This is a genomic window from Atribacterota bacterium, assembly GCA_028703475.1.
Lineage (GTDB): Bacteria > Atribacterota > Phoenicimicrobiia > Phoenicimicrobiales > Stramentimicrobiaceae > JAQVMU01.
The window spans coordinates 1-4,756 of record JAQVMU010000073.1 but is presented as its reverse complement, the minus strand read 5'-3'; the positions used below and the strand labels follow the sequence as shown (position 1 = coordinate 4,756).

Here is a 4,756-nt window from a genome sequence, read left to right as displayed (position 1 = left end):
TTTAAATATTATGAGCTGGAACAATATGAAGATACATTAAGAAAAGTAAAGTATAAAGATACTGATTTATTTGAAAACCCCAACCAATCTCCATACAGTCAATACATTTTTATGAAAGACACCAAACTTCTCGATGCCCTGGAAGTTGATTATGAAAATAATACAGTAAAAGTGAATTTTTCAAAGCTTTATCCTGATATAGATATTCCTGAAACACTTTCCAACCTTCTAGGAAAATGCATAAAAAAGATAACTTCTGAGTATGTTGAGCTCGAAGATGGAGAAAAAGTAAATATCAATAACCTGGATTATAAAACCATTAAATCTTTAATCTGGTGGTAATCATGATAGAATCACAAACAACTGAATTTAAAGCCAGCTGGCGAGATGAATACCTTAAATCTATTAGTGCATTTGCTAATACGAATGGCGGAAAATTGCTTATTGGTTTTGACGACCGAGGTAATCCAATTGGAGTAAGGAATTCTAAAAAACTTCTTGAAGATATCCCTAATAAGATAATAAACAAACTTGGAATTACCCCATCAGTAGAGTTAATCAAAGAACAAAATAAAGAAATAATATGTATTTCTGTGCAACCTGCTCCTACTATGATCTCTTATAATGGGAAACACTATATAAGATGCGGGAGCACTACTCAGGAAGTTAACGGAACTGAATTATCACAATTAATTTTAAAAAAAGCCGGGAAAACCTGGGATAGTCTTTTTTCTGAAGTCGGTTTAGAAAATATTAATGAAAAAACGGTTGATAGGTTTAGGGAGTTAGCCAATAATAAGATATCCAGTATTTCGAAATCAGATTCTATTAATAAAATTTTTTCCAATTTAGACCTTATCAATAATGATAAAAAGATAAAAAATGCCGCTCTTTTACTTTTTGGTAATAATCCTCAAAACAATTTTATTTCAGCTAAATCTAGAGTTGGAAGGTTCAAATCGAGTATTAATATAGCTGATACCGTAATAGCGGAAGGAAACATTTTTAATCAATTGGAAATAGTATTAGAGGCAATTAAAAAACATCTTAATGTAAAATTTGAGATAAAAGATATTCAGAGAAAAGATGTTTGGGATTATCCCCTGGAGGCAATACGGGAAGCGGTTATTAATTCTCTTATTCATAAAGATTACCTGAGTACAGCAGAAATTCAGATTAAAATCTATGATGATAAGATATGGATATGGAATCCCGGAAAATTACCATCTGAATTAAAGGTAGATGACCTGAAAAAAGACCACTCATCTTATCCTAGAAATCCTTTGATAGCCAATGTATTTTATCTTGCCGGTTACATAGAAAGATGGGGTTCAGGTACCAAAAGAATAGTTGATTTATGCAAAGAACAGGGTTTGCCAGAACCGGAATATAAAGAAGAACAGGGCGGATTTAGTGTCTGGTTTTTTAAGGATATTTATACAGAAGAAATTCTACAAAAAATGGGATTAAATGAAAGACAAATTAAGGCTGTTTTATATGTAAAGGAAAAAGGAAAGATTACTAATAAAGAATATCAGCAAATATGTTCAGTTAAAAAAAGACAAACAACAGATGACTTAAAAGAACTCGAAAATATGAAAATATTTGAACGTATTGGAACAACAGGTAAGGGAACTTACTATAAGCTTAAAGGGGCACCAAAGGGGCATAACGGGCATTAAAGGGGCACCAAAGGGGCATAAGTTCCCAAGTTAATGAATAATAAAATGGAGAAGTTCTAGTGATAACGACTTTTTTACAGGATATTTTAGATGATATAAGCTCAACACATTTACCATATACCTGGAATTCTTTTGATCTAAAGACATTATCAAACAAAATTGAACTCTGGGATTTTCAGCAAGAAGCCATAGTTAATGCTTTAAAAGTGTTATGGAAATATTATGAGGATTTTTATGATTTTCAACCAGAAGAAAGTATAGAATTTAATTTAGAAAGAAAAAGAAAATTATACCAATGGTATAAAGACAACGGATTAAATGAAAATTTGGATATCAAGTTAGACAGGCGAAGTAGAAAACTTAATGAGCTGCTCCCTGATTTTTTTAAACAAGAAGATGGAAAAATATCTTACTCGAATTATATAAATCGGATGTGTTTTTGGATGGCAACAGGAAGTGGTAAAACAATAGTACTTATTAAACTTATTCAAATTTTAAAGATCCTTATGGAAAGAAAAGAAATCCCTGAGTATGATATTTTGTTCTTAACTCATAGAGATGATTTATTAGAACAATTTAAAAAGATGGTTGATGAAGTTAATTTGGCAAATGCAAGCAAAATTGAGTTAAGGGAACTCAAAGAATATCCTGAAGTTAAAAGACAGAAACTATTAACCGGAGCACCTGTTTTTTATTATCGCTCTGATAATATTAATGATGAGCAGAAAGAGAAAATTATTGATTTTCATAATTATGATAATGGGGGTAAATGGTTTGTCTTTTTGGATGAGGCGCATAAAGGAGATAAAGAAGATTCCAAGAGACAACATATCTATTCAATTTTAGCCAGAAATGGTTTCCTGTTTAATTTTTCTGCTACCTTTATTGATCAAAGAGATATTTTAACTTCTGCTTTTGAATTTAATTTAGCTTCTTTTATCCAGGCTGGTTATGGCAAGCATATAAGTGTTTTACAACAGGAAATAAGGGCATTCAGGAAGGATGAAGATTATAGTGATGAAGAAAAACAAAAGATTGTCTTAAAATCTCTGATTGTGCTTACTTACCTGAAGAAATATTATGAGAAAATTGAAAATATCAATATCGAAGAACATCTTTACCACAATCCTTTGCTTCTAACATTGGTCAATTCTGTTAATACTGTAGAAGCAGACTTGAAAATCTTTTTTAGAGAACTGGAAAGGATTGGAAAAGGAGGCATCAAAGCTGATACATTTAACCAAACAATAGAGGAGCTATGGGAAGAACTAAAGCAGGAGCCAGAATTTGTTTTTGAAGATAATAGAGGAATAAAAATTGATGAAAAATGTTTTAAAGAAATAAACATTAAAGATATTATAAATTATGTTTTCAATTCTGATAGTCCTGGTAAAATAGAAGTTTCTTTTAGGCCATCAGATAAAAAACAGGTTGCTTTTAAATTAACCACATCGGATAGACATTTTGCTCTCAGTAAAACAGGAGATATGCCCAGTTGGTTAAGAGAAGAATTAGATAGATTTAATGTTAACCATCAATTTGAAGAAGAAGGATTTTTTGAAAGGATAAACAAAGACGAATCACCCATTAATATTTTAATGGGTTCCCGTGCTTTTTATGAAGGTTGGGATTCAAACAGGCCTAATGTACTTAATTTTATAAATATTGGTACTGGTGTAGTTGCAAAAAAATTTATACTTCAATCAGTCGGGAGAGGTATAAGGATTGAACCTATAACTAATAAAAGGAGAAGATTAAAAGAAATATACAATGATAAAGATATAGATATTGATATTTTTAGAGAACTCAAAGATATTGTAACCCCATTGGAAACACTATTTATTTTTGGAACAAATAGAAGTGCATTGCTAACAGTGATCAATGAGCTTAAACAGGAAAGGAAAGAAAAAGGAGAACAACTTTCATTTTTTGTTAATAAATCAATAGAAAAACAAAATCTTTTGATTCCAACATATAAACCAGCAGGCCATTCTATTATGAAAACTGGAAAACAGGCAAAATTTGAAGTCTGCGAAAGTGATATTAAGCTTTTGCAAAAATATGTTAACTATATTGATGATGATAAAATTTTCCTTGTGAATTATAACACAACTCCTGAGAAAATAAAGGTTTTACGAAATACCTTTGATGATGTGGAAAAGTATTATAAAACAGGTGAAGAGGCAAAGAGGTTTAAAAATATTGATATTTTTGTTCAAAGAATATTTGATTATTTTGATGTTATCCCGGAAGAATTAAAAGAATTTAAACATTTGGAAGACGAGATAAAACACTTTAAGAATATCAAAGTGCATTTAGAAGATTTAAAGGAATTACAGCAGAAAATTAATGAGGTCAAAGATTATCCTGAAAGACAGAAGGAGTTCGAAAAAGAGTTAGCAAAATTAAGCATTTCAGCCAGAAAAAAAATTGAAAACATGCTGGCACAAGAAGCTACAGAGACATATGAATATGAGCACAAGAAAATCAAACTTAAATATATAGCTAATCATTATTATGTGCCCATTGTTTTTAGTGATGAAGAAAAGATTGATTATATGACTCATATCATAAAAACCCCCAGTGAAGTGAAATTTATCAATGATTTGGAAACTTATTTGAATAAAGACAATAACTATTTTAAAAAATTTGATTGGTGGACTTTTTGCAAAATAGATGAGAGTTTAGACGAGATACATGTCCCTTATTATAATCCTGATGGTAACAAGATAAGTAAATTTAAACCTGATTTTATTTTTTGGTTTAAAAAAGATAATAATTATTCAATTGTATTTATAGACCCCAAAGGAATTAAACATTCTGATTATATGCATAAAATCGATGGTTATAGGATGATATTTGAAGATAATAAAGGTAGAATTAGAGATTTTAAATATCAGGATTTTACCTGTAAGGTATACACATTTTTAAGAACAGATGATATTAACAGGGTTTCAGAAGGTGGATACAAGGAATATTGGTTTGATAGTATAGAAAGGGCATTAGAAAGAATACTGTAAAAATCATGAAATTATAGGAGAAAACAATGGGGTCTATAATTGAAAAATAACACT

Annotated in this window: 3 protein-coding genes; all 3 read left to right on the top strand. The window is 30.1% G+C overall.

Annotated features, from left to right (window positions below):
- Positions 1-342: site-specific DNA-methyltransferase (locus PHQ99_07190; GenBank protein MDD4289353.1), on the top strand; the 342-nt coding region annotated here is incomplete at its 5' end.
- Positions 343-344: 2 nt separating this feature from the next.
- Positions 345-1,682 (top strand): ATP-binding protein, encoded by a 1,338-nt coding sequence (locus tag PHQ99_07185; GenBank protein ID MDD4289352.1) that lies wholly within the window; start codon positions 345-347, stop codon positions 1,680-1,682.
- A 59-nt stretch (positions 1,683-1,741) separates the two neighbouring features.
- Positions 1,742-4,702 carry a DEAD/DEAH box helicase family protein gene (locus PHQ99_07180; protein MDD4289351.1) on the top strand — a complete coding sequence of 987 codons (2,961 nt, stop codon included), beginning with the start codon at positions 1,742-1,744 and terminating at the stop codon, positions 4,700-4,702.
- Positions 4,703-4,756: the final 54 nt, after the last annotated feature.

What these genes read in the sequence shown, in the direction of transcription:
- PHQ99_07185 (MDD4289352.1), top strand. Translation starts at nt 345, where the DNA reads ATGATAGAATCACAAACAACTGAATTTAAAGCCAGCTGGCGAGATGAA.